General features: G+C 33.3%; 23 protein-coding genes and 1 pseudogene. 14 read left to right on the forward strand and 10 right to left on the reverse strand.

The genetic code is table 11. The features are described 5' to 3' along the window. Positions 1–11: 11 nt before the first annotated feature. Positions 12–776: a bifunctional transcriptional regulator/O-phospho-L-serine synthase SbnI gene (sbnI, locus tag PYW44_RS00625; RefSeq protein WP_107515888.1), complete on the forward strand. Its 765-nt coding sequence runs from the start codon at positions 12–14 to the stop codon at positions 774–776. Positions 777–864: 88 nt separating this feature from the next. Here the strand turns inward: sbnI and PYW44_RS00630 are convergent, their stop codons facing one another. Next, a complete protein-coding gene (locus tag PYW44_RS00630; protein WP_370444978.1) occupies positions 865–2,766 on the reverse strand; it encodes an endonuclease/exonuclease/phosphatase family protein in 1,902 nt (633 codons plus the stop codon). 259 nt (positions 2,767–3,025) lie between these two features. On the opposite strand from PYW44_RS00630, the gene PYW44_RS00635 reads away from it, so the two are divergent. The 4 genes from PYW44_RS00635 to PYW44_RS00650 all read left to right on the forward strand — a co-directional run bounded on the left by PYW44_RS00635 (position 3,026) and on the right by PYW44_RS00650 (position 8,496). After that, a complete protein-coding gene (locus PYW44_RS00635) occupies positions 3,026–4,810 on the forward strand; it encodes a purple acid phosphatase family protein (protein ID WP_107515890.1) in 1,785 nt (594 codons plus the stop codon). A gap of 85 nt (positions 4,811–4,895) precedes the next feature. Continuing rightward, complete coding sequence (locus PYW44_RS00640) at positions 4,896–5,573, forward strand: hypothetical protein (RefSeq protein ID WP_021338977.1); 678 nt, start codon at positions 4,896–4,898, stop codon at positions 5,571–5,573. Positions 5,574–6,050: 477 nt separating this feature from the next. Then, on the forward strand, positions 6,051–6,998 hold the full coding sequence (locus PYW44_RS00645; protein WP_115075927.1) for a glycosyltransferase family 2 protein: 948 nt from the start codon (positions 6,051–6,053) through the stop codon (positions 6,996–6,998). A 1-nt stretch (position 6,999) separates the two neighbouring features. After that, the gene (locus PYW44_RS00650) at positions 7,000–8,496 is read left to right on the forward strand and encodes a DUF6056 family protein (protein WP_021338975.1); all 1,497 of its coding nucleotides are present in this window, start codon (positions 7,000–7,002) and stop codon (positions 8,494–8,496) included. Positions 8,497–8,624: 128 nt separating this feature from the next. Here the strand turns inward: PYW44_RS00650 and PYW44_RS00655 are convergent, their stop codons facing one another. From PYW44_RS00655 to PYW44_RS00685, 7 genes are all read right to left on the reverse strand, one after another. Then, the gene (locus PYW44_RS00655) at positions 8,625–9,293 is read right to left on the reverse strand and encodes a PepSY domain-containing protein (RefSeq protein WP_115075928.1); all 669 of its coding nucleotides are present in this window, start codon (positions 9,291–9,293) and stop codon (positions 8,625–8,627) included. Next, complete coding sequence (locus PYW44_RS00660; protein ID WP_021338973.1) at positions 9,290–10,648, reverse strand: sensor histidine kinase; 1,359 nt, start codon at positions 10,646–10,648, stop codon at positions 9,290–9,292. The genes PYW44_RS00655 and PYW44_RS00660 overlap by 4 nt, the downstream gene beginning before the upstream one ends. A gap of 5 nt (positions 10,649–10,653) precedes the next feature. Beyond that, complete coding sequence (locus PYW44_RS00665; protein ID WP_002511690.1) at positions 10,654–11,331, reverse strand: response regulator transcription factor; 678 nt, start codon at positions 11,329–11,331, stop codon at positions 10,654–10,656. A gap of 12 nt (positions 11,332–11,343) precedes the next feature. After that, positions 11,344–12,747, reverse strand: coding sequence for an SLC13 family permease (locus PYW44_RS00670; protein ID WP_198456370.1), 1,404 nt, complete (start codon positions 12,745–12,747; stop codon positions 11,344–11,346). Then, on the reverse strand, positions 12,737–13,942 hold the full coding sequence (locus tag PYW44_RS00675) for a glycerate kinase family protein (protein ID WP_107510948.1): 1,206 nt from the start codon (positions 13,940–13,942) through the stop codon (positions 12,737–12,739). The genes PYW44_RS00670 and PYW44_RS00675 overlap by 11 nt, the downstream gene beginning before the upstream one ends. Before the next feature lie 103 nt (positions 13,943–14,045). Beyond that, complete coding sequence (chrA, locus tag PYW44_RS00680; RefSeq protein WP_021338970.1) at positions 14,046–15,200, reverse strand: chromate efflux transporter; 1,155 nt, start codon at positions 15,198–15,200, stop codon at positions 14,046–14,048. A 24-nt stretch (positions 15,201–15,224) separates the two neighbouring features. Continuing rightward, positions 15,225–15,527, reverse strand: a complete 303-nt coding sequence (locus PYW44_RS00685) for a PadR family transcriptional regulator (RefSeq protein ID WP_002506400.1) — start codon at positions 15,525–15,527, stop codon at positions 15,225–15,227. Between the two features lie 274 nt (positions 15,528–15,801). Between PYW44_RS00685 and PYW44_RS00690 the strand changes: the two genes are divergently transcribed. Genes PYW44_RS00690 through PYW44_RS00715 form a run of 6 tightly spaced genes read left to right on the forward strand, consistent with a single transcriptional unit; the run spans position 15,802 to position 20,673 of the window. Next, positions 15,802–16,455: a DUF2848 family protein gene (locus PYW44_RS00690; RefSeq protein ID WP_002511686.1), complete on the forward strand. Its 654-nt coding sequence runs from the start codon at positions 15,802–15,804 to the stop codon at positions 16,453–16,455. Beyond that, positions 16,455–17,237, forward strand: coding sequence for a carbon-nitrogen family hydrolase (locus PYW44_RS00695; RefSeq protein ID WP_031265948.1), 783 nt, complete (start codon positions 16,455–16,457; stop codon positions 17,235–17,237). Before PYW44_RS00690 ends, PYW44_RS00695 begins: the two co-directional genes overlap by 1 nt. A 25-nt stretch (positions 17,238–17,262) precedes the next feature. Beyond that, positions 17,263–18,249: a DctP family TRAP transporter solute-binding subunit gene (locus tag PYW44_RS00700; protein WP_021338969.1), complete on the forward strand. Its 987-nt coding sequence runs from the start codon at positions 17,263–17,265 to the stop codon at positions 18,247–18,249. An 11-nt stretch (positions 18,250–18,260) separates the two neighbouring features. Then, positions 18,261–18,725, forward strand: coding sequence for a TRAP transporter small permease (locus PYW44_RS00705; protein WP_021338968.1), 465 nt, complete (start codon positions 18,261–18,263; stop codon positions 18,723–18,725). Next, complete coding sequence (locus PYW44_RS00710; protein ID WP_021338967.1) at positions 18,722–19,999, forward strand: TRAP transporter large permease; 1,278 nt, start codon at positions 18,722–18,724, stop codon at positions 19,997–19,999. The genes PYW44_RS00705 and PYW44_RS00710 overlap by 4 nt, the downstream gene beginning before the upstream one ends. A gap of 20 nt (positions 20,000–20,019) precedes the next feature. Beyond that, positions 20,020–20,673 carry a GntR family transcriptional regulator gene (locus tag PYW44_RS00715; RefSeq protein WP_002511681.1) on the forward strand — a complete coding sequence of 218 codons (654 nt, stop codon included), beginning with the start codon at positions 20,020–20,022 and terminating at the stop codon, positions 20,671–20,673. A gap of 346 nt (positions 20,674–21,019) precedes the next feature. On the opposite strand, the gene PYW44_RS00720 is transcribed toward PYW44_RS00715, so the two are convergent. Continuing rightward, positions 21,020–21,481: a helix-turn-helix domain-containing protein gene (locus PYW44_RS00720; RefSeq protein WP_002511680.1), complete on the reverse strand. Its 462-nt coding sequence runs from the start codon at positions 21,479–21,481 to the stop codon at positions 21,020–21,022. Positions 21,482–21,741: 260 nt separating this feature from the next. On the opposite strand from PYW44_RS00720, the gene PYW44_RS00725 reads away from it, so the two are divergent. From PYW44_RS00725 to PYW44_RS00735, 3 genes and pseudogenes are all read left to right on the forward strand, one after another. Continuing rightward, positions 21,742–21,930: a DUF3955 domain-containing protein gene (locus tag PYW44_RS00725; protein ID WP_021338966.1), complete on the forward strand. Its 189-nt coding sequence runs from the start codon at positions 21,742–21,744 to the stop codon at positions 21,928–21,930. A 236-nt stretch (positions 21,931–22,166) separates the two neighbouring features. Next, a complete protein-coding gene (fadH, locus tag PYW44_RS00730) occupies positions 22,167–22,931 on the forward strand; it encodes a 2,4-dienoyl-CoA reductase (RefSeq protein WP_002511678.1) in 765 nt (254 codons plus the stop codon). A 331-nt stretch (positions 22,932–23,262) separates the two neighbouring features. Further along, positions 23,263–24,101 (forward strand): annotated as a pseudogene (locus PYW44_RS00735) (YitT family protein). A 100-nt stretch (positions 24,102–24,201) separates the two neighbouring features. Here PYW44_RS00735 and PYW44_RS00740 read toward each other — a convergent pair. Next, positions 24,202–25,239, reverse strand: a complete 1,038-nt coding sequence (locus tag PYW44_RS00740) for a galactitol-1-phosphate 5-dehydrogenase (protein ID WP_107515913.1) — start codon at positions 25,237–25,239, stop codon at positions 24,202–24,204. Between the last annotated feature and the right edge of the window lie 11 nt (positions 25,240–25,250).

The following is a 25,250-nucleotide window of genomic DNA, read 5'->3' on the forward strand; positions in this document are numbered from 1 at the left end:
GGAGGACTACAATGGAACAAATGTATAAAGCATTAAAACTTGTACCAGTGGAACACATAGACTTACACGAAACATTTGAGCAAAAGCGTTTAGAAAAGACAAAGCAAAGTATTGAAGCGGAACAAATTATGAGACATCCAGTGTTAGTTACACAAACACAGTCAGGTAGATATATGGTTATTGACGGTGTGCATCGTTTCACGAGTCTCAAGGCACTTGGATGTCGCGTTGTACCAGTGCAAGATATTAATGAGACACAATATTCAATTAGTACATGGAACCATAAAGTGGCTATTGGTCAGTGGTGGGAAACTTTGCGACAAGATAACAGTTTGCCATGGACGACAGAAATTAAAAATACCACGCCATTTATTACAATGTGCAAAGGCTATAACGAACAATATTTATATGTAGAAGATTTAGGAGAACAGAAACTAGAAGCGTGGGCAAAGGTCGTTGCCAGTTATAGTCAAACCTATGATGTGGAACGTATAGCACAGAGTGATAATACTTGTGTATCTAACCAGCATATTTTGATGAAATATCAGCCGCTTGGTTTTCAAGAAATCGAAACAATCGTCAATAGAGGAGAAACTGTCCCAGCCGGTGTCACGCGGTTTAACATTTCTGGTCGCTGTCTTAACTTACAAGTGCCGTTAGCAATTTTAAAAGAACAGAGTGAGCTAAATAGAAATGTAAAATGGAATGAATTTTTAGAGGGAAAAATGGATAGTGTACGTTGTTACTCTGAAAAAGTATATTTAGTTGAGCAATGACGTCTTATTATAAAAAAGAACGAGTGATGCATGGCATCCTCGTTCCATTCTGTCGACAAAGTCTTATGATTTTGTCGATTTTTTGTGCCTATTTAGTTTTTTCATCTTTACGGGCTTGTTTTAAATCAATTTGAGCTAATAGTGGATCATGATCACTCGCACGACCTGACATATCAGTGAAATCACTGTTTACATGAATTGGATCTAATTCTGTATGGTTTTTCAAGTTATTTGAAACGAATATGTGATCAAGTGCTTGCGAATTACCTTGATAATTGTATGAATAACGTTCGTTTTCAGGTAAATCGTAAATCATATTGCTCATATTAAAGCTTTCAAATGTTTTTAGCGGTTTTGACCATTGGAAATCATTATAATCGCCAACGGATACGATATTTGCATTAGGATTGTCTTTTTGAACTTGTTCTACAAAACGTCCAACTGACTTCGCAATTTCAACACGCTGATTTTCACTTTCTAATACAGGTGGTTGTTGACTACCGAATAGCGGTGTATCACCATTTTTAGAGTTCCAATGATTCGCTAATACGATGACTTGTTCGCCATGGAATTTAAATTGAGCAGCCAATGGTTTTCTAGAATCATCAAAGGCAGGGTTATTTGGGTCGATGCGACCTGGATTTAATGTTAAGTCGCCATCTTTATATGAGACTGCTGTGTCCGCATCTCCAGATTCAATAGATTTATCAAATTGAACACGCTTAGGATTGTATAAGAAACCAACACGAATATTTGCATCAGGCTGTCCGCCGTCTTCATTCATTGAAGGATCTATATTTAAATATTTATATTTAGGACCACCAGCTTCTTCAATATCTTTAATTAAGCGCTCATAAGATTTATTAGCTTCTGGTCCACCTTCTTTTGGACCATCATTATCTTGTACTTCAGTCACGCCGATAATATCAGGATTTTTCATGTGTTCTGTGATACCATTCGCTATTTTATCCGCTTTATCCTCTGTTGTAGATGATGAATTGCTAGAGAAATTTTCTAAATTATAAGATGCAACATTGAGCTTTTGATTACTCGGTTCAATGGAAGTTGGTTGTGGCTCAGTATTACCCTCGACATGTGCTTGTTTCATGTCATCTAAATCTACATTTAGTTTGTAGTTTTGGAATCCATAATTCACATGACCAATAATTGGACCTTTAAATTTATCGCCTGTTGCTACATCAAAATCACGTGCTTTATTATTATCATACATTTTAAAAGGAATACGTTCACCATGCTGGTCATTTTCTGTTAAACGTACACCGCCATTGTCAGTTTCAGCAGGTTGGTCGTCTAAAACAGTGAAAAGGTCACCGTGTTCTTGTGGGCCAACACTTCGGACATCGCCAACTTCAACACGCATGCCCTCTAGCGATTCCCAGTAGTCAATTGCGTATTGCTCACGATCAAAGGTTTGAAAGTTATCGTTTGCAGAAATTTTGCTTGGTACTTTTTCAATCTCATACGGCTCGGGCAATTTTTGGTTACTTTCTTCAATAGATACATTGCCACCTTTATCGTCACGCGCATTAATTTGAGTTACTGGTAAGTCAGTTTCTTGTTTATCGCCATAACCGTCAATATAATATTCATCGACAGTGCCCGTAACATTAACTAAGTCACCTTTTTGGGCGTCGTAATTTTGATTACCCGTATAAATGATAAGCCCCTCAGATGTATTTGGGTTATTATCCTGTTTATCGTCAGGTGTTTCTATATGTAAGTACTTACCACCATTTAATTCATATTGATATGTAACAATGCCTTTTATGTTGTTTACTTTTTTGCCATCGTAAGGTGATTGATGACCTTCGCCTTGGATATCGTGAATCTCTATACTTTTTGTCGAACTATCTTTTGTATCTTTCGGACTCTGCTCTGCTGTCGTTGCGTGAAGTGTACTAGGTGCTATGACAGTAGTTGCTAATGCCATAGATGTGATAAATGACCAAGTTAATTTCTTCAAAACCATTCCCCTTTAAATTTCAAATTTAATTATATTGTAACAAAGCTAATTCAAAGGAATTGTTAAGATAGCGTAAATTAATATTAAGTTTGGTTGATGGTAAGGGGAAATAAAAGTGAATAATTTGGTTTTTTAAAATTTCTCCAAATAAAATTAAATAGTAATTTGAAATTTACAAAATCCATATAGCATTAACTTTAGATTAATATTACATTGCTAGAATAGTGAATGAAACATTAAAAATTCATATTGGGAGGTACGTGTGATGGCATATAAGTATCGTTCTATTGCTGTAAGTACTGTAATGAGTCTAGCTATAGTATTTACTACAGTTTCAGCACCAACAGCTGATGCAAGTGGTTCAGGTAGTGCAGGTAGTGCAACAGAAGGGGAAAAAAAAGGTGATATTGAATTACTGGATAAAAAACCTAAAGTAGCTGAGGTTCCAGAGAACAACAATCCTAACCGTGTAATTACAAATTTAAAGGGTGATACTAAAACAGAAATGGGTTTTAGTTGGTATACAACAGACAAGTTCAAAGATTCTAAAGTATGGGTTTCAGAATCTAAAGATTTTTCAGATGCAAAATCATTTGATGCAAAACCTAAAAAAGTAGACTCTAAGTATCTTGAAAGAGATAAAGATGGCAATATCATCTATAAAGATGTAGCCAAAGATGATGAAGGCGAACCTATTGAAAAAAATGGCAAACCTAAAGTGAATGGTTATTACACCGATGAAAATGCAGGTGGCCCTGAGTGGACGAGTGGCGACAAGCACGGTAAAACAGATTTAATCAAAGAAAAAGAATATACATACAAAGCACAAGCTAAAGATTTAAAACCGAATACACAATATTACTACAAAGTGGGTAGTGAAAGTGGGAAGAAAAGTGAAATAGGTAAGTTCAAAACTTCCGGTGATAAAGGCGATCCATTTAGCTTTGTACAATACACAGATACGCAAAATGCTTTTTGGAATGAGAACGTAAGAAATGAAGCAGCATTTGGTGCTGATACATTGAAAAACGCAATCCAAACAGCAGGAGATCCTAACTTCGCACTACATACAGGGGACTTTGTAGAAACTGCTGAAGTTGAAGATGAATGGAAAGACTTGTATAAACAATCTAGACCATCATTTATGTCGTTACCAGTTGCTGCAGCGCCAGGTAACCATGATGAGTATGCGTTAAATGAAGAAGATGAAAAATTATTGAATAAATTCAATGAACACATGAACGTACCAAAAGAAAATGACGCAGTAAATGGCGGTTCGTACTATTCATTTGATTATAATGGGGCACACATGGTAGTAGCGAATACAAACGACAATAAGAAATCAAAAGACAATCCAGATGAAAAAGCCATCGGTGATGAACAGATGGAATGGATTAAGAAAGATATTAAACAGGCGCGAGACAATGGGGCAAAATGGGTTGTTTTAAACTTACACAAACCAATGTATTCTAAATCATATCATGCACTTTCAGATGAAGATGTGAAGAAAGTAAGAGACGAATTAACAAAAGAAATTGATGATCTTGACGTTGACTTAGTATTACAAGGACATGACCATGTGTTATCACGTACACATCCTTTAGAACACACATCTACGAAAAATAGTTTTGTGAACGCGAAGAAAGAAGATACTGAACAATTCGTTGGCGAAGATGGCGTGAAATATTATGACGATCCAGAAGGTTCAGTTTATGTGTTACCTAACACTGGTGGTACGAAAGAATATGATAGTATTTATGACCGTTCATTAGAGCACATTAAAAAGGTTAGACCAGAATTAAGCTGGTTAACTCAGAAAGATTTAGATCATTACAACAGTCTATTCAAACTAGGCGAGCAGCCACAAGAAACAGACGCATTTGAAGATAAACATGAAAATAACAGAGATTCATCAGCTCAAAACTTCTCAGTATATGAAGTTGAAGGCGATCAATTGAAAGTTAAAATTTATCAACTACGCGGTGACATCAGTAAAGGTGAACAACGTAGCGTAGAATTAGTAGATGAATTTGGTATTCAAAAAGATTAAATATAATTAAAACTGATACCTAAGCTGTAATTTATTTTATAACTTAGGTATATCGGTTTTCCTTTGAAAAAGGAGACTTTGTTTTATGAAACAATATATTAAAGTATTATCAATGGTATCTATTTGTACAGCGTTACTTATGGGTTGTAGTAATGAAGAAAATGAGACAAATAATCATTCTGGAAAAGAAGCAGTAGCGCAAGAGTCCAGTGAAAACGAAACATCAAATAAAACTCAAATTTCTGATGAAGAGCAGAAGAAAATAAAAGAAGAAATGATAGATTGGTTAGCTGAAGATAAAAAAGAAGACGGTAAGGCAGTCTCCAATCGTTATTTTAGTACAAGTAGTATTTCTGATGGTGATTGGTATGCGGGTACGGAAAAAGGAGAAATACAAATCAATAATACAGGCAAACCTGGACCTGAAGCATTCGATTTGCATGCTGTAACTGGTGCCGTTGCCTATACACCTAAAGATGGTGAATCAGGCTTTGATAAAGAAGCGGAAGACCTTTCTAATGTAGAAGGTTATAAGGAAGTTGCAGACTTAAGTAAGCCAGTGACAAAATACATTTTCACTGAAGAGGGCAAGGTCTACGAATACCAATTTGAAGGTAAAGATGATGTGACTTTAGCATCAGGATTTGCACCAAAAGATCATACTGGTAAAGACCCGAACCTACGCCCAGACCAACAATTTAAAGAAACCGAAAACAAAGCGTTGAGTAAGTTTTATAAAGAATTGGTTGAAGAATATAAATAAGAGTATATTGGAAAATCATATAGTTAATTTTAGCAGCAAATAGTAAATTACCATTTTTTTAATTTGGTGTTATTTATATTTGCTGCTTTTATTTTTTTAGTTAACAAAAGTGAAATTAAAATAACAAGGGATGTGTTTTAATTCTTAAATTCTTAAATGTATAATTTTTGTTTTAAATGTTAAAAGATAGTGGTTTCATAATTATAAAATTAAGAAAAATAAGTTTTAGAATTAAAAGTCTGAAAATTCCCATTATAAATGGTATATTAAAATTAGAAGTATACAATATTAAAGATATAAATTAGTTTGATTACGATGAATAAAAGTATATGGCTGTTAGTGTTTACCAAAGCGAAAATAAAATACACATAGCGCACTCGATAAAATCAGAATGTACAAAATATATAGTACATTCTGATTTGTTATATTGTATAATACATTTTATATAAATATAATTCAAAGAGGTGCACCGTTTTAATGATTAGAATATTGATTCCATGTTTTAATGAAGCGTTTGTAATTAAACAAACTTATGATAAATTAACAGAAATTATGCAACACGATAGTTATATTAACGGTTATACATATGAATTACTTTTCGTGGATGATGGAAGTAGAGACCAAACATTAACAATAATTCAACAATTATCTGAATTAGATAGTAGAGTGAAATATATTTCGTTTTCACGTAATTTTGGTAAAGAGTCAGCGATGTATGCAGGTTTGAAAGCAAGTACGGAAGCTGAGGCGTTGATAATCATAGACGGAGATTTACAGCACCCGCCTTCATTGATTCCGCAAATGATTGTAGATTTTAGAAATGGCGAAGATCAAGTGGTGGCTAAAAGGGATAGAACTGGAGAACGTTGGTTACGTAAGCATCTGTCTAAAATGTATTATTTAATGATTAATAAAATGGTAGATGTTACCTTAGAGGATGGCATAGGAGATTTCAGGTTATTGAGTCAGCGTGCCGTTAAAGAGGTTGTTAAATTAGGAGAATACAATCGATTTTCAAAAGGATTATTTGCATGGATTGGCTTTGAGCCTAAAGTCATTGAATATCAAAATGTACAACGTGAAGAAGGAGAGTCTAAATGGTCATTTAGTTCATTGTTAAATTATGGTATAGATGGACTGATTTCCTTTAATAATAGACCGTTACGTATTATTATTTATTTGGGATTATTCAGTTGTTTGATGAGCTTTCTCTATATTGCATTCAATTTAATTTATACACTGAGTTATGGTGTGTCTACGGCTGGTTATTTCACTACTATTTTTGCGATATTATTTCTAGGCGGCGTGCAGCTGACTTCTCTAGGTATTATTGGCGAATATATAGGTAGAATTTATTATGAAGTGAAACAGAGACCGTTATTTATTATACATAAGACGAATTTAAATAAACATGAGGTAAATTAATATGAAATCACTAAATTTGGACAAGATGTATCTGACACTTACAGCACTATTTTTATTTTACTATTTTATGGCGTTCTTTTTACCATTAACCCATGATGATTGGGATTGGTATAGTCAGTATGGCGTACAAATGTGGCAGGAAAAATATGCGAATTTAAATGGGCGTTATTTGGGTAATATTTTAGAAACTGTAGCAGTTCGTTTGGATTGGTTTAGGTGGATATCTTACGCGTTGATTAGCATGGCTATGATATATATTATTGTTCGTTTTACTCATAATACGAAACAGCCACTATATTATTTAATAGCTTTCATATTTATGGTTACGATACCAAGTGAGATATACAAACAAACTTATGGATGGTTTGCAGGTTTTTATAATTATGTCCCAGCAACATTGTGTGTGGTGTACATTTTATGGTTTATTGTTACAGTTTTATTCGAACGAAGAGGGCTTACACCTGTAACTAATATTGTCTTTTATATTATTTGCTTTATTGGGCAATTTTTTATGGAAAATACCACACTCTTTAATAGTATGATTTTGGTGTTAGCCATAGGTTTGAATTTATTACTTTATCGACAAATTAATCCTAAATTTATAGTTGGTTTATTATTATCTGTGGCTGGTACATTGATTATGTTTTTAAACCCTAATTATCGTAAAATATTTTTTGAAGGCAGCAGTTACCAGAATATATCGAGTGAAACAGGATTAGTCGATAAAATATTCCACACGATAACTACGACAATTCCAGATTGGGTCTTTTTCAATCAAATTGTGATTTTATCTATGATTATTGCTGTGGTGCTAGTTATGCTATATCGCAGTACTGTGCTGCATAGCTTATCCAAGGTGAAAATAGGGCTGACTGTTACAGGATTATTGATATTGCCTATTTATTACTTTTTCATATATAAAAAATTCGAATTACAAAATTTCCATTCAATCACTATAGCAAATCTGCTTAATACTTTGATTTGTATTATATTTTTAGGTGGAATGATTTATGCAATACATTTAGTGATCGGGCAAAAGGAAGTACGTTATACATTATATTTACTCCTAGCCTCAACTATACTTGTAAGTGCACCTTTAGTCATTGTATCACCACTCGGTCCAAGGAATTTTTATACTGTATATGTAATCTATAGCATCATTTTATTGATTTTACTTGTTCAACTCAACGTCATGCATGCGTTGTGGCGTAATATAATTGTGGGAATTGCAATTATATTTGGTGTTGTTTATTTGAGTGGTTTTTGTTATATTCACTATCAAAATGAAACGCGAATCGCGAATTTGAAACAAGAAGTAAAAGAGCATCCAGATAAGGATTTCTATACGATGGAGAAACTGCCATTTGAACATTATTTACATCATGCAACGCCAACCAGCGAGAAATATCAAACACTATTCAATAAATATGAAGGTTTACCAGCAGATACAAAAGTTAAGTATGTGCCTTTTGGTAGCGAAGAAAAGAAGAGTGATTGATGAAATCATGCGTTAATTATTATGAATTATTACTAGTGTTCGAATTACTCGAAACACATAAAAGCTCCGGGATAGTAAATTTACTAACTACCCCGGAGTTTTTATTTAAATATTTGTGAAGTAATTTATTAATCATCGCCATCTTCATAATCATCATAATCGTCGCCGTCGTCATCACTGTCATCGTCACCGTCATCATCATCTGAATAAATACGTTGTTTTTGATTTGTAGGCGGTGGTTGTGTAGGTTGGGTTTCAGTTGATGCTGCATCATTATTTTTATTGAACCAAGCCACTGAGGATACTTTACCTGTAACATGATTGATAATGATATTAGCACCTTTTTGACTACTTATATCTTGAGTCACCAAATAGTATTTAATACCTTTATCTTCTTTTAAAGTAATAGATTTAAAGGTACCGCCGACATGTTCTTTTGCTATATCTTTGGCTGATGCTTCACTGATTTTTTTATCTTCCTCTTTCTGTTCCTTTTTGGGTTCAGGTTTCTTTGGTTTTAAATCCTTTGTTTGTTTTATATTAGAAATTGTTTTCTTTTCTCTATCTACTTTAATGTGATATATACCTTCACTTGATTTTAATTTTACTAAAAATTCATTTTTATTATCAGTGAGCTTGATAGATTCAATATCACCATTGTAACGTTTCTTGACCATTGCTTTTGCATCTGTCTCTGCCATAAGTTGCTGATTCGCTTTTAAAAATATAATTACACATAGGGCGACAGATAATCCAATACATGTCATTATTAAAATTAATTTAACGAGCAGTTTCATTTTTTGACTCCTTTAGGCACAGTTAAAATAAAGGATGATCCTTTATTTACTTCGCTTTTTACATCAATCACTATATTTTGTTGTGTGGCAATTTCTTGCGCAATGGACAACCCTAAACCTGAACCGCCAGTGCTACGTGACCGTGCTTTATCTACACGATAAAAGCGAGTGAAAATATGAGGCAAGTCAGATTCTGGAATACCTATACCGTCATCCATAATTTCAATGTTGAATGAATCTTTATTATCAGAAATTCTGACAATAATAAGTGATTCACCATATTTGTGCGCATTATCTAAAAATATGTGTATTAATTGCTTGAATAAAGAAATATTTAGCCAAGCTTCATAAGATTCACAAGCTACTTCTACTTTTATATCTTGTTTATATACATGCTTTAAACGATGTGTGATTTCTTCAATTAATTCCACTATATTTTCATATTCAAGACTACTTTCCGTCTTATTTTTAGTTATTTGAGCATAATATAATAATTGTTCTGTTAAATATTTCATTTTTTTGGCTTCATCACCAATAGCATGGATACTTTCATCTAATGTTTTTTGATCTTTCTTTCCAAATCGCTGCAACATTTGACTATAAGAGTTTATAACTGTAATTGGTGTTTTTAATTCATGTGACGCATTCATAATAAATGCTTGTTGTCTCTCGTCGTGTTCTTTCAATTTGTTCATCATGTCATTAAAGGAAGTAGATAATTCCTGCAATTCATACGAATCATTTTGTTGTACTTCTACAGGTAAATAATCTTTGGTTTCTTGTGTTTCTTTGATGTGCTTACTTAATTTCAAAATCGGTTGCGTGATAATATTGGTGATTACTCTATTCAAGTAAAAAATAACTATTAGTAATAATATAACTGAGCCGATTAAAATCCATTTTAAAATTTGAAAGGATTCATACTTAAAGTCTACATTTTCATAAAGCTGTAAATTGACGACTTCACCATGTTCCCAAACGATAGGCAAGGAAATCATTGCAAAATGATGACCTTTATAAGCAACGGTTTTTTTATATTGCTTACTTTGAAAGGGTTGTTGGATATTATTATAATCTACATTAGTCGTGAAATTCACTTTGGCTTTATCGTTCTTATCAATAACGCTGATGTAGCCATCAGAAAGTATGTAACTGTTATTCATAATTTCTTGATTCGTTCTATTATCCGATTTTTTAATTTCTTCTATAATATTAATACTACGTGCTTCAAGTTGATTTAGCTCAGAAGCTATTGAAAAATGTTTGAAAATAACATACACAAAGATGTTCACACAAATAATCAAAATTACGGTCATCACGGTGATATACAACTGGATTCTAGTTCCTAATCTCATATAAATTAATCCTTAATCATATAACCATACCCACGGACACTATCGATAATGGATGGTTTGTTTTTGTCTAACTTTTTACGTAAGTGACGTACATACACATCGACTACGTTAGTATCGCCTTGGTAATCAAATTGCCATACGTGTTTGATTATTTGCTCACGCTCTAAAGCCTGATTTTTATTTTCCAGGAAATAAACAAGCATTTCATATTCTTTTGGCGTAGTACTCACTATAGTATCGTCCATATAGACTTCACGTGACTTTGTATCTACAGAAATATGTCTATGTACGAGAATGTCATCATCTTCTTCTGTGTCAGCATGTAGCATTTTTAAATGCGCACGGATTCTAGCTAATAATTCTTCTATTTCGAAAGGCTTAGTAACATAATCATTTGCGCCAGAATCAAGGCCGCCGACTTTATCCATTAATGCGTCACGAGCGGTTAACATGATGACCTTTATTGAATTATCTTTCGTTCTAATACGTCTTAACACTTCCAAACCATTTAATTCTGGCAACATAACATCAAGCAAGATGAGATCAAAGGAATTATCTTGAAATGCTTGTATTCCTTGCTTGCCTGTATATGCTAAAGTCACATCGTATTCTGCAAACTCTAGTTCTAATTGCAATACACGTGCAATTTTTTCATCATCTTCCACAATTAAAATCTTTTCCATTATTCAATACACCTACTTTAGTTTTAAACCTATAAATTGCCAATAAAATAAATACATTAAGACCATAAATACTACATAAATAGGGAGTAACCACATATTTAATTTTAAAAGTTGTGAAGTATTAAATGGTCGATCATCTAACTCATAAAATATTAATAATGCTTTTGAACTTACTGGTAATGTTAAGCAATAGTTTATGCCAATTAATGTTATAAATACAACTGACATAGGATTTAATTCAAAGGTTTTTGCGAAAATAAGTACCGTTGGAACAAGTACCACAGCTCTTGTTGTATGGCTTGTAATGAGTAAATGTGAACCTGCACTAATGATGCTTAGTATAATCACAAATACAATTGCAGGCATTACTGGTAATCCGTTAAGTAATGATAAAATTTGGTCTTGTATGTACTTAACGACACCGTATTTAATTAGTAATTCTCCAAGCGCAGTTGCACTAGCTACGAAAAATATTAAACTCCATGACACTTCTGATAAAGCTTTTTTCCAAGTTATGAGTCCTAATTGAGGAATCAACATGCAAAAAGCCATTAAAATTGTTACAAAAGCAATATCAAGTCCATGTAAACTTTCAGTAACCCACAGTACAATAGTTATGCCAATTAAAATAATTGCTTTACGTTCCTTTGACGAAAGTGGTGTTTGTTCAACGTCAACTTCAATATCGACAGGTTCTTTATCTGAAACTTCCTTCATAGGTTGTTGTTTAATAGGACTGTACATTAATATGACAGCAGCAATCAAACTAATTAGTAAACCAAAGGGTAAGCCCCATAACACGAAATCAATATAAGAAATCGATTTATCTGTTTGACCTTCTAAAATACCTATACCTATTAAATGACTTCCCGCACCAATTAAGGTCGTATTCGTCATAGTTAAAATAAGTATAGGTATCATTAAACCATACATCGTGGCACGCTTTGGAAACTGTGTTTTTATCGCTTGATAAATAGGTAACATTGCTGCTGCACGACTTGAAGTTGAAGGTATAAAGAAAGTCATGAGTTGAATCGTTGCCAAAATGAATAAACTTGCACGCTTTTCAGTATGGCATTTTCGGCTAAACCAATTGACGAGCCTTGTTAATAAACCACTTTCTTCTATGACACTACTGATGATAAATGCGCCAATCATTAACCAAACGATATGTTGATTTAATGATTCAAATAATATTGAATCTGGAACACCCAGCAACACTGCACCGATCAAACATAGCATCCCAGCTAATCCTGCAGGTAAATTTGAAAATATAAATAATATAAGAGCTAAAATAAAAATCATTATACTTACTTTGCCTAAGTAACTTAAATCTAATACCAAAAAGATATAAAAACTTAAACAAAGAAAAGATATCCAAATCCATAGATGTGAAAATGAAACATTAGCTAGCATCTGTAACGACTTCCTTCAGTTTTTGCTTTTGTTGTTCCCTTGCTTTAAAAAGGTTCATACCAATCATAATATAACGAATCGCACTTTCTACACTGCCCTCTAGCCATTTATCTGCGTCGTTGATTGCATTTTCTAAAGTAGCTGGTTCAGGTATAATACTAGAAAATGCATCAATACCACTTTGATAATTTATTTTTGCGCCTTTACCAATCGTTCCTGCAAAAGCTATTACAGGTTTATTGTGATTTTTAGCAATACGTGCAACTTCAGCAGGCACTTTTCCATTCGGTGTTTGATAGTCAATACAACCTTCTGCAGTGATGACAATATCCGTTGATTCAAGATTGCTTTCGATTTGAATATAATTTTTAATTAAATCAAACCTTGGATGCAATGTTGCATTAGCGAAAGCGATGAGACCGGCTCCAAGACCACCTGATGCCCCTGTACCTTCTGCATAACGTAAATCTTTATTTGTATGTTGCTTAATTAAAGCAGCTAAATGATATAAATTATTTGATAAATGTTCTACGTCCTCTTGTGACGCCCCTTTTTGAGGACCAAATACTCGTGCAACGCCTTTATCACCACATAATATATTAGACCAATTTACAGCAACATCAATTGGTGTTGTTGATACTCGGCTGTCTATATTGCTTAAATCTAAGTCATGAATTTTATCAATATCAACGCCACCATCAATGTAAACTGCCTCGCCATGCTTATTATAAAATTTAACGCCAATAGCTTGAGCCATACCTACGCCACCATCAGATGTACCAGAATCGCCACAACCTATAATTATTCTATCTACACCGTAATCAAGTGCTTTAATAATCATTTGACCTACGCCATAAGTTGTTGTGTATAATGGGTTTCTTTGTGTCTTAGGGACATGTCTTAACCCTGCAATTGCAGCCATTTCAATCACAGCTACAGTTTCTTTCCCTTCTTTAAATACGCCAAAGTAAGATTGGATGCGTTGTCCGACAGGGCCAGTGACATGAGTCATTATTTTATAACCATTTCTAATTTTAATAATAGATTCTACGAAACCTTCGCCACCATCAACCATAGGTATAACGTTCACTTCATAATTTGAATTGACACGTTTAATACCTTTTTCAATTGCATAACCAACTTCTTCTGCACTTAAACTTTCCTTAAAACCTGATGGAATAACTGTAAATTTCATAATCTTCATCTCCCCGTATATAGTCTTAATTAATTGATACTCTTAGACTATGGTATGGGGGTTTACAATTGCTTAAAGAATTATTAAAAAATGATTAAAAAATTTAATAAAACATGATACCCAGTGCTAATCCTAAAATTACAATTAGCCATGACGGTGCTTTACAGTATGCTAGTAATACAAATAATATGGCAGCAAATGCGAAATCCATATGTGAATTGACGGATGATGTAAAAATAGGATCATACAGTGCTGCAATTAGAATACCAACTACACCAGCACTGACCGCTTTTAACATTGCTTTAGCATAACGATTCGACTGCACGTGTTCCCAAAATGGTAAAACGCCAATTAATAGTAAAAAGGCAGGTAAAAAAATAGCGATTGTTGCGACAATGCCACCTGGAATGCCAGACATAACGGTACCGATATATGCTGCAAAGGTAAATAATGGACCCGGCACTGCCTGTGTTAATGCGTACCCTGTTAAAAAGTCGTTCGCACTGATCATATCTGTTGCGACAAATGCTTGTTCTAATAATGGTAGAACAACATGGCCGCCACCGAAAACAAGTGCACCTGAGCGATAAAAATGATCAATCATACTCACCCATGAATTGGTTGTGAAGAAATTAATAATAGGTAAAATTAATAAAAAACTGAAAAAGAGTGTAAGTGCAATAACACCAACCAGTTTAGGAATATTGAATATCTTTATTGATGGTTTACTTTCATCATTTTCTTTAAAGAGTATTAATCCAGCAAGCGCCACGATAATCAATGCACCCAATTGTGACATAGGGTGAATCACTGTGACTGCCATAACTAAGGTAAATAGTGCAAGAAGCTTTGTTTTCACATCAGGCAAAAGTTTCTTGCCCATGCCAATAATGGCATTAAGCACGATGGCAACTGCAACTAATTTCAAGCCATGCGTCCAACCTAAATCACTGCTGTAAGCAAGGAGCAGCGTCGCACAAAGCATTAATACAATGACTGAAGGCAATGTAAAACCAATAAATGAAATAACACCACCAAGTAAACCTGCCTTCGTTATGCCGATACCAAAACCGACTTGGCTACTTGCAGGACCAGGTAAAAACTGACATAACGCGACTAAATTTGTATATTGCTGTTCTGTGAGCCACTTCCTACGTTTAACGTATTCATCATAGAAGTAACCGAGATGTGCTGTTGGACCACCAAAAGATGTACAACCTAATCTTAGCGCGACCAAAAAGACTTCAAGATATTTCATTAGCATAACCTCCCAATTTATAAATTATACTTCGCCAACAAGTTCTTTTAATTTTTGTTGGCTTTTGGCTAACATTTCTTTACCAAATGAAGTGATGGTATAGTTCTTGCGTTGTTTACCTGCAACCACATTTTTCTCACTAACAAGTAATCCTTCGTCTTCCATACTATGTAAGAGGGGATACAACGTACCAGCGCTCATTGTATAACCGTGTTCTTGAAGTTCCTCAATCATCCAACTACCATAGATAGGATGTTCACTTGCATGATGCAAGATGTGAATATAAATAAACCCTAAAAACATACGTCTTTCTAATTTTGATTCCACATACATTCATCCTCTCTAATTAATATATCGAAAAGCGATATCGCATTTCGATTTCAATGTAACATTTATACTTTTGTCTGAGGTTGAATTTACATAAAATTTAAGAAATTATCATATTTTGTAATATTGCTTATAGCTCATTTTTCTTAATTAAAAAACAGTTTATTTAGTGAGAATTAGAAAATGTTTTTAAGATTTAAATTATAAAAATATTGTAAATATTCACTTAATTAATGTACACTGTATAATGTATACATTAAAAAGGGGTGTGAATATGAAATTTAAATTAGATTATGAAGAAATAGATTTAACTTTTGATAATGCTTATTGCATTGGATATTCAGGAAGAAATGTTGAAAAGACAAAGGAGCATATAGCTGAATTAAAAGAACTAGGCGTGCCTGAACCTAATTCAGTTCCTGAAATATATCATTTAGATCCGCTACTTTTTAGACAAAATAAGTCTATTTCAATTATTGGTGATCAATCTAGTGGAGAAGCTGAAATTGTTATTATCTTTGATAATGATAAGCGCTATGTGACGCTTGGTAGTGATCACACTGATCGTGAACTAGAAACTGTGAGTATTCATAAGTCTAAACAATTATGTGCAAAGCCAATCGCCAGCACTATATGGGATTTTACTGAGGTAGAAGAACACTGGGATGAATTAGAGCTAAGGTCATTCGTATTCGTAGATGGGGACTGGCAATTATATCAAGACGATAAAGTAAGCAGTATTTTACCTTATAAAGATTTAATAACTTCTTTAAATCAAGATGACGCAAATTTAAAAAATGCTGTTGTTTATTGTGGTACTGTGCCATTGGTTAGTGGATTTAAATATCCGAATGCTTTTAAAGCTGAGTTAGTAAATCCATCTAATAACAAATATATTACATTAGAATATGAGGTGAAAAAACTATGATCAACGTCCAATTATTTCAATTTAATGTTGCCTTAGGTGATTTCGAAAAAAATAAAAATAAAATCATGCAATTATTTAGTGAGGAGTTGTTAAAAACTACAAGTATTGTTGTTTTACCAGAAATGTGGAATAACGGTTACGATTTAGAAAATTTAAATGAAAAAGCTGACGATAATCTGAAAGTAACCATAAACTTTATTTCAAATTTAGCTAAAGAATATAAAGTGAGCATAGTTGCAGGGTCTGTTTCGAATAAAAAACAAGATGAAGTTTATAATACGTTAGTTGTTTTTAATGAGAATGGCGAACTCATTTACAATTACGATAAGATTCATTTGGTTCCAATGTTAGACGAGCCAAAGTTCATGGTTGGAGGACATTTTTTACCACAACCTTTTCAATTGATGGATACAGATATGGGGGGCATTATTTGTTACGATTTAAGATTTCCTGAGTCAACACGTCAATTAGCAGTAAATGGCGCTAAAGTGATTTTTGTCGTTGCAGAATGGCCAGATTCAAGGTTATATCATTGGAAGCACTTAAATATTGCTAGAGCAATTGAGAATGCGGTATATGTTATAGCTTGTAATTCATCTGGAAGTGATGGCAAAACGACATATGCAGGACATTCTATGATTGTTGATCCAAGGGGAAACGTTATTCAAGAAGCTGGAGAAAGTGAAAGTACAATTTTTACTGAAATAGATGTGGAGCTCGTTCATGAAATACGTGAAAGTATACCCGTATTTAAAAATAGAAGAATAGATTTATATTCTTAATGGGCCTTTAAGGGGATGACATTTTATGAAAAGATTTTTTTCATTTTCTTTATTAATAGTTTTAATATTAAGCGGCTGTCAAAGTGGTGAGGATAAAACTAAAGATGAGGAAGTAAAAACAATACGTCTGGCACATACTGGTTCAGATACACACCAATATAATATAGCTTCCCAAAAATTCAAAGAATTAGTTGAAAAGAAATCTCAAGGTGAGTTAAAAGTTAATGTCTATGGAAATGGAAGCTTGGGTAATGAAGACGAGTTAGTAGATCAAACGATGACTGGCTCAATTCAAATGTCTACTGTAGCAGCTGATAGTAGCTTGTCAAACACAATACCAGAAATGAACTTATTTGGTATACCGTATTTATTTGAAAATAAACAAGATGTGTATTCTAAACTCGATGGCAAACCAGGAAAAGATTTATTGAAATTAGCACAATCTAAAGATATGCAAGGTCTTGGGTATTGGGAAGTAGGATTTAGGCATTTTACGAATAATAAAAGAGAGATAAAGCATCCTGAAGATATGAAAAATCTAAAGCTAAGAGTACAATCTGCGAAGGTATGGAATGAACATTTAAAATCTTTAGACGCAATACCTACGCCGATTAGTTTTAGTGAATTATATTCTGCATTAGATCAGGGCGTTGTAGATGGCCAAGAAAACCCATTACCAACAATTGCATCTCAAAAATTATACGAAGTACAAAAATATATTTCTTTAACCAATCATACTTACACACCTGCAGTTATCCTCATGAATCAAGATTATTATAAGAACCTTTCTGAGCAGGAGAAGAAAATAGTGAATGAAAGTGTTGAAGAATCAACGAAATATCAACGTAAATATATTGCAGACCAAGAACAAAAAATAAAGAAACAACTAAAAAATGAGGGCATGGTTATTACTGAAGTAAATCGGGATGAGTTTAAAAAGAATACGAATGATGTACATTCAGAAATCAATGATCAAGTACCTAAATCCATAATTCGTCAATTTAGCGAATAAGGGGGATAAATATGAATAAATTAAATATAATAGAGAAGAAATTTATAACCATTCTTACTCACCTAATGACAGTTTTTATGATTTTATCGATCTTGACTATATTCTTGCAGCTCCTTACACGTTTTGTTTTTAAAACTTCAATTTTTTGGTCACAAGAACTTTTAATGTTGTTTTTTGTGTACAGTATTTTATTTGGAGCAGTGGTATTAATGTATAAGCAAGAGCATTTACAAGTTGATTTATTTGAAAAGTTACCTAAAAAGTTAGAAAAAGCGCTAGATTATTTTGTGAAAAGTGTAATCACCTTCGTACTATTAATAATTTTTTATTATAGTATTTTACAAGTGAATTTAAGTATAAGTGCGGGGCAAGTTATGACTTCTATGCCAATTGGTAGATGGATTATGTATATACCAATGCCAATATGTTTCATATTGATGATTTATTTTACTTGGAAGCCGGGTGATAAATCATGATATTATTTCTAATTATATTGTTATTTGTACTTATAATTATCAGAATGCCCATTGCGTTTTCTTTAATGACTGTATCTATTATAGGAATTGGATGGACTGGTGTAGAATTTTTAGAAATTATACCGAGGAAAATGTATTTTGGCATAAATAATTTCTCACTTTTAGCTATACCTCTATTTGTATTAGCTGGAGAAATAATGTCAAAAGGTGGTATGTCTAAAAGAATTGTTGAATTCTCTAAACTACTAATTGGTCCATTGCCTGGTGGTTTAGCAATGGTTGTAATAATTTCGAGCGTATTTTTTGCTGCGTTAACAGGTACAGCAATAGCTGCAGCAGCAGCAATAGGTGGCATGTTGTTACCATTAATGAAAAAAGAAGGATATGATGAAGGTTTTTCTGCATCATTAGTTGCTTCGGCTGCGACAGTGGGACCAATTATACCACCTAGTATTATATTTATTTTATTTGGTGTTATGGCAAACCAATCTATAAGTGATTTATTTATTGGAGGAGTTGTACCCGGTATTTTAATGGGTGTTGGGTTGATGATTTATAGTTACTTTGTAGGTAAAAAAGAAGGGTATAAATCTATGGATAGTTTTCCACCATTAAAAGATATACTCTTAGGTTTTAAAGATGCAGTTTTGGCGTTATTGATGCCAGCAATTATTATAGGAGGTATTGTTAGTGGATTATTTACTGCTACAGAATCTGGTGTAATTGCAGTTTTATATGCGATAATAATAAGTAGTGTTGTATATAGAGAATTAAACTTCAAAAAAATGTATGAAGCATTAATTAGTAGTACAAAGACTTCCGTTGGTATCATATTTTTAATAGGAAGTGCAGCAATATTTATTTGGTTTGTTTCCTTTAATAATGTTCCAGAACAACTACAATCTATGTTAGGTGTTTTTGCAGATAATCCAATTTTACTATTACTTGTAATAAATATTGTATTATTAATAGCGGGTACATTTATAGATACGATAAGTGCAGTTACTATTTTTACGCCAATCTTCTTACCGCTAATTATGGCAACAAATATAGATCCTATTCATTTCGGCGTGGTAATGGCTGTGAACCTATCAATAGGAATGATAACGCCACCAGTAGGAGTTTGTTTATTTGTAGTATCATCTATAAGTAAAGTGCACATCAAAAAAATTATCAAATCAGTTACACCACAATTAGCTATTTTACTTGTAATATTAATAATTATTACGTACGTACCATGGTTAATTACTTATCCGGTTTCGTTATTTAAATAAATTCTCTAGGAGGTTCAAGGATGTATGATTCTTTAAAAAAAGTTAATAGAAATTCAATAAAACAAGAAATATATGATCAAGTTAAGCGTTCATTATTTAATAATGAATTACCACTTGATCAATTTATTACTGAAGTTGAATTATCTAATTTACTAGACGTCTCTCGTACACCGGTTAGGGAAGCAATAAATGAATTAGTGTTAGAACAACTTATGATTTTTAAACCAAGAAAAGGTTATAAAGTAAATACATTTACTAACCATGAAATTGATCAAATTTTCTTATTGAGAGAATCACTGGAGATTGCTTGTGTGCCTTTTATTGTACAAATAATAGATGAAGATCATATCCATGATTTAAAAGCTATTATTGAAAAACAAATAAAAGCAGCTCAAAATGATGATTATTATACATTTATGTTATTAGACAAAAGTTTCCATACCTACTTAATGGAAATTATTCAGTTTGAGTTATTTTTAAAAAGCTATAATGTGCAACATGACCTATCCATTCTTATTGGTACTCAAGGATTAAAAAGCCAAGGAAGAATGATAGAAGTTATTGATGAACATAATGAAATAATTAAGGCACTATCATACAAAAATGAGGAAGCTATCGTAAACATGATGAAATCTCATTTAGAGAAATCTATGACTGCGTTTAAAGTGAAATAGTTGTAGTTTATATAGCAAATATTTCCTATATATAAGTTTAAACAATGAATGATAATAAATAATTGAAGATACTATATTATTATGGAAGTGGCACTAATTTGGGCTGACTCCTGCGGGAAAGGCACTGGCCGAAGACTACAGGCTGAGGCCGTGCCCGCGGAAAGCATGCACAAAAAAGTGCCAACAAAGTCGAAGACTTTGTCTATACCATGAAAAACGGCAAACTAAATATGTTTGCCGTTTTTTTATGTTGTTATGAAAATAAGTTAATAGAAATATATAAAATTAAATCGTCGAGATTTCAACGTAGCCTTAATTTAAATATAAAGTGTCACCCTCTCTATGATTAACTACGTGAATGTTTGTAGTGACTCATGAATATTAAGATTAAATTGATAAGTCCTACGGTGAGACCACCTATCAGCGCATACAATCCAAGAGGTACGAGAAACCAAGGCTCATGCAGTATGCCGTCTTGTGAAACGTAAGAGGGGATGGCTAAGAAAAGTATCGCACAGGTGATACCAATCAAAATTAAAATCATACTTACAATACTTAGACGTATGCGTTTGATGCTTTTTCCATCATTAACGAGTTTATCTTTAATAACGTCATCGCCTAAGATTAAATCATCGAGTGACAAGTGGAACGTTTTAGCGATATGCACAATTATTTCTATATCTGGTAAATATCTATTATTTTCCCAAGCTGATACTGTTTGTCTCGATACATTAAGTTGTTCGGAAAGTTGCTCTTGTGTGAGTTGATGTTCTTTTCTAATCGATTTAATTTGATTTCCAAAATCCATACGATCTTTCCTCCAATCTCTATATATCTATATAGTTAGATTCTTCGTAAAAGCTGATGTTATGAGATTGCTAGCAACACTTTACACCTCCCGCAAGACATACTGTCACTCAAAACAGCTATGTCTTGTGATGCTTTCTTTTATAAATACATTCTATATTTGATAATAAAAACTTGAAAGAAGGCAGTTAATTGTCTAATAAATTTAGGAGGTTATATACAGATTATGAGTAAAAAATATTTTTTTCAAGTATTTTTTGCATGATTTTCGGAATTTTAATGGGAGGTCTATTTATTGTTTTACCTAGTCATGTCGATCAAGATGGCATCTTACGTGAGCCATGGTTTTTAGTGGAATTTGGTTTCTTATTTGTGGCATTAGGGATATTATTAATGATCGTAACTGTCGTAAAATATTTATACCATCGTTTTGTACAGCATAAACAATAACGTTTTAAGAGACTAGAGCATAAATAAAGCATCTCATGTTGATAATTTAAATATCTAGTAATCTTTATAGAGCGTGAAAAGAAATCAAATGACAAATTTTGGTTTATTTTCTCGCTTTTTTTAAAAACAAAAATAAGATAATTTACTAAAAAAGTAAAATTAATGTATAATAACATGTAAGCGCTTACTAATTTATTTGAATCATACTAAATCAAGCTTTTAAAAGGAGAATGTAAATGAAGGACAAAGTGATGATGATAACGGGCGGTAGTAGTGGCATGGGCAAAGCAATGGCGAAACGATTTGCTGAAGAAGGTGCCAAAGTAGTCATAACAGGTCGCTCATTAGAACGACTTGAAGTTGCTAAAGCGGAAATTGAACAATATGAAGGTCAGGTGCTATGTATAGACATGGATGTACGTGATCCAGAGCGTGTGCAGTATACAGTAGATGAGACTGTAAAAACATTTGGACAGATAGATGGCCTTGTGAACAATGCAGCGGGTAATTTTATTTGCCCTGCAGAAGATTTGTCGATTAATGCGTGGAATTCAGTTGTAGATATTGTATTAAATGGTACTTGGTATTGTACACAAGCAGTAGGTAAAGAATGGATTAAAAATGGTCAAAAAGGTCGTATTTTGAATATGGTTGCGACGTATGCTTGGAGATCTGGTCCAGGTGTTATTCACTCTGCAAGTGCGAAAGCTGGCGTCCTTGCTATGACGAGAACACTTGCCGTGGAATGGGGTTCTAAATATGGAATTACAGTGAATGCCATTGCACCGGGGCCAATTGAAAATACAGGTGGGGCAGGAAAATTAAGTCTATCTGAAGAAGCACGTCAACAGACACTAGATAGTGTACCAGTTGGTAGAATGGGTCAACCTGAAGAAATTGCAGGTTTGGCTAAATTCTTGTTTTCAGACGATGCGGACTATATCAATGGCGCTTGCATGACCATGGATGGCGGGCAATGGCTCAATCAGAATGCATTTTAAACAATTCTCAATTTATATAAAAGACAAATCGGACGATTCATATCGTTTGATTTGTTTTTTTAATTCAACGCTATCGCTAATATATAATAAAAGTAACGGATTCAATTACAATTTATAAAACAAATTAACCTTATTCAATTGAAATAAATGACTATTTCTACTATGATATATACTTGTGTTAAAAAAATAACGAAAAATTATATCTACGAAACTTTTTGGTTAATAACTGAAAAGTTTCTTTTTATGTCGTGCTTCCTAGGCGATCAATATAAATGAAATAAAACAGTAGGAATGAGTGATTTTCAAATAAAAGGAATGAGGTGTTATTGGGATGTTGTACAAAATCCATTTTAAAAATATATGTTTCTGTATTTTAGGAACATTTCTTATAGGTATAGGCATTAATGTGTTTGTAATTCCTGCTAATTTTGGGGAGGGTGGTACGGTAGGTATTTCGCTAAATCTAAAATATACACTAGGCTTATCACCGGCAATTACCTCTCTAATTATAAATATGATATTAATTGCGGTAGGTTGGAAATATTTAAGTAAAACGACAGCAGTTTACACATTGATTACAGTAATTTCGAGTTCAATATTTTTAGGACTAACTGAATCATTTAATATGCAGATTGAATCTGATTTTATAAGCACAGTGTTTGGCGGCTTACTACTTGGTGTCGGTACTGGACTTGTAATCTCAGCGCGAAGTACATTAGGTGGCACATCTGTTATTGCTAAAATTATAAATAAGTATACTGAAATCAAAACTTCTCAAGCGTTGTTTATGTTTGATTCAATCATTGTGTTATCTTTCTTATTCATCCTTCCTGTGCAAAATGTTTTATATACAATTGTTATGCTTTTTATCGTTGAGAAAAGTATGTCATTTGTAATAGAAGGTTTTAATCCTAAAAAGCAATTACAATTATTTCAAATTATAATAATGAAATTAGTAAGGGGATTAATAAAGAAACAGGTAGAGGTTCAACATTATTGAATGGAGTCGGTGGCTATGAACGAAAAGAGACGAATGTGCTTTATGTTGTCGTGCCGCAAAACCAATTATCAAGAATTAAGAAAATCGTTAATGCTCACGACGAAAATGCTTTTCTTGTTATTCATGATGTAAGAGATGTCTTAGGCAATGGCTTTATGAAAGTACAGTAACGTAAAATATGTGTAGATATAAATACACATCAAAAAAGTCCTAATACTGTCATCAGTGTTAGGACTTTTTATTAATAATTATGGCAATGTTAGATTTTAATTATGGGTGGAAGATTACTTTATCAAAATGTTTCTTTTTATTAACTAATGCTTCAAATGTTTCAGGACCTTTTGCTAAATCTAAGCGATCTGAAATCATCGGATCCACTTGAATCTCTCCTGTAGACATGTAATGAAGGGACGCATGCCATTCTTCGCCTGGAAATGGGGCGGATAAGCCGTTCCAAGATCCAATAACATTAAGTTCATTGCGTAATATTTTTTCAAAATGAACACGATCCATTTCAATATCGGAGTAAGGTATGCCTAGCAGTAAGACTTCCCCGCCCTTAGCCGGTAACGTTAAGACTTGTCCAATCGTAAATGGTGAGCCTGCTGATTCAACAGCGACATCTATGTTATGAGGAATAGTAGCGATAACGTCATCTAAATTTTCTGCTTTAGAATTAATCGTATAATCTGCGCCAAGCGTCTTAGCAATTGCTAATTTATCTGGGTCGATATCAATAGCAATCGTCTTAGCGGCACCAAATATTTTAGCCCATTGAATGGCTAGCAAACCGATACTGCCACATCCTATAACAGCTACAGTCGCCCCAGGTTTCATACTTGTTCTATAAAAACCATGTGCTACTACTGCAGAAGGTTCGACCATAGCAGCTGTATCAAAGTCTACATTAGTTGGCAATTTTAAGACGTTATTTGCAGGTAGTTTAACGAATTCTGCAAAACAGCCAGGTTCATAAGAGCCAATAACATATAAATGTTCACATCTAGAGTATTCACCTTTTTCACATTGTTCACAGGCGTGACAAGCGATAGCTGGGCAACCCGTGACTGCATCGCCAACTGCCACATGATTAACGTTATTGCCTATACTTTCTACAACTCCTGAAAATTCATGACCAAATGTCATGCCTTCACGATAAGGGCCTAGCTTCTTATAGCGAGAATTGTCTGAACCGCATATACCAGTTGCAATCACTTTAATAATGACATCGTTACTGTCTTCAATTTCAGGCGGTTTTGTTTCTTCGTATCTTAAATCTTCAATGTCGTATAGGTTCAAAGCTTTCAAAGTATTTCACC

Source organism: Staphylococcus equorum (genome assembly GCF_029024965.1).
Taxonomy (GTDB): Bacteria; Bacillota; Bacilli; order Staphylococcales; family Staphylococcaceae; genus Staphylococcus; species Staphylococcus equorum.